Annotated in this window: 1 protein-coding gene; it reads right to left on the bottom strand. The window is 55.3% G+C overall.

The features are described from left to right. Positions 1–1,758 (bottom strand): acid phosphatase (locus V8F51_RS31420; protein ID WP_337104443.1); only part of this gene is annotated, 1,758 nt, incomplete at both ends.

The following is a 1,758-nucleotide window of genomic DNA, read 5'->3' as shown; positions in this document are numbered from 1 at the left end:
CACATTCGCCAGCGATCCAAGACCGTCAATGGCACCGTAGGTTTGGTTGCGCCGGTCGTCGTAATAAGCCGCGATCTCCTCTTCATCTGAACGGGTTTCGGCAAGATCATCCACATACTGGATATTGTAGTCCAGCACTTCACTGTTCAGTTTGGTGCCGTTATCCCACGAAGATCCTGGTGTCCAGAGATCCAGGAACCCGGACAGCACTCCTATTGTCGGGTTGGACTCGACTGTCTTATTAGCGGAGATGTTGTTCTTGTAGCTGTCGACAAAGTGTCCCCATGCCGGAGCTTCAGGATTTGTCGCCGGTTTTACCGTCAGCACAATCCGGTCGGTTTGGTATACAACCTGAGCACTGTACGAGCTTGGCAAGCCGTTAATCTCGACATCGGAGAATTGTCCGGTCCGCTGATTTGCGACATGGCTGATCAGGGTGATGGTTCCCGTGCTCGGCACGTAGTTGTCGGCGAAGTTCACTTGCAATGTACCGTTCGCATTAACCGCGCCACCCGTTTCAATCACATCATAGGCGCTAGCCACATTCAGTTCCAAGGTACCTTCGGCAGCTTGAGTGAAGCTTCCGCCAATGGTTAGCTTGCCCGTTACATTCTCTACCAGCGTACCGCCGTTATTCAGCACATCGCCGCTGCCGAAGGCCGTGGCCGAACCGCCCTCGAGCGTACCTGCGTTAAGCTCGGTGCCTCCGGAATACATGTTGCTGCCCGTCAGCGTCAGCTTGCCGGTTCCTTCCTTCGTCAGTTTGCCTGTGCCGGCGATATCGTTCCGCCAGCTATCCGCTGCATGAAAACCGCCCTTGGACGTATCCATTGTCACAGTAACGTTGCTGCCTAAGGCACCATAGCCGTCTGCAGCAGCAAACAGATTCAAACGTCCCCATCCCTCCGGATCATCGAGCAGCGGATAGCCGGAAGGCAGGCCGGTTGTCGCCAGAACCTCGCGACGCTGCTCGCCGCTCAAGTAAGGCAGGCGAGTCTCCAGCAGTACTTCGGCGCCCTTCGGAACTACTACGGCTTCCGTCGTGGAAGCGATTGGTGTGAAGCCGTAGGTCAGGCGCTCCGTATATTGCTCTTTATTCTTATCATAATCGCTGAAGCGATCTTCAGCTGTACCGGTTTCTTTCAGCAGAATCTCATGAGCCTGGTCGTATGCGGCTTGCTTAAGCGCTGCATTATCCGGGTCCGCTAGAGTAGCGGCAGCCAGCGCCGTAGCCATGACGCGTCCGCCCATGACATCAAGCGGCGAATGCATGCCGGCAACGATCCGGTTGTTGCCCATCTCGGAAGCGCGGGTCAGCATCTCCTGGAACCGTTCGGGCACCGAGTAAGCAAGAGCCAGTGAAGCGAGATAGGAGGCATTCGTATGACCGCTTGGGAAGCCGCCATCCGTTTCCGGGGTGGCGGTATTTCTCACGGGTACCAGCGTAGGAACAATGACAGAAGTATCCAGCCAACGCCATGGACGCATATAGTTGTAAAAGTTTTTAGCCGGCGTCGTCGAAGCATAATTGCCGCGGAACGTGCCGATCAAGTCGACTATTTTGCCGAGCTCGGAATTCGAATTTCCGCCTTTATTGGTCCCGTTCCCATCGTTATATTTCACCGTCGCGGCATCGTCCGGAATGCTCGTAATCGTGGTGAACGTTCCTGTTTTCTCGCGGTACACATTCGCCAGCGATCCAAGACCGTCAATGGCACCGTAGGTTTGGTTGCGCCGGTCGTCGTAATAAGCCGCGAT

Source organism: Paenibacillus sp. YIM B09110 (genome assembly GCF_037167145.1).
GTDB lineage: Bacteria > Bacillota > Bacilli > Paenibacillales > Paenibacillaceae > Pristimantibacillus.
The sequence above is the reverse complement of the archived record's forward strand: the minus strand, read 5'-3'. Positions and strand labels throughout refer to the sequence as shown.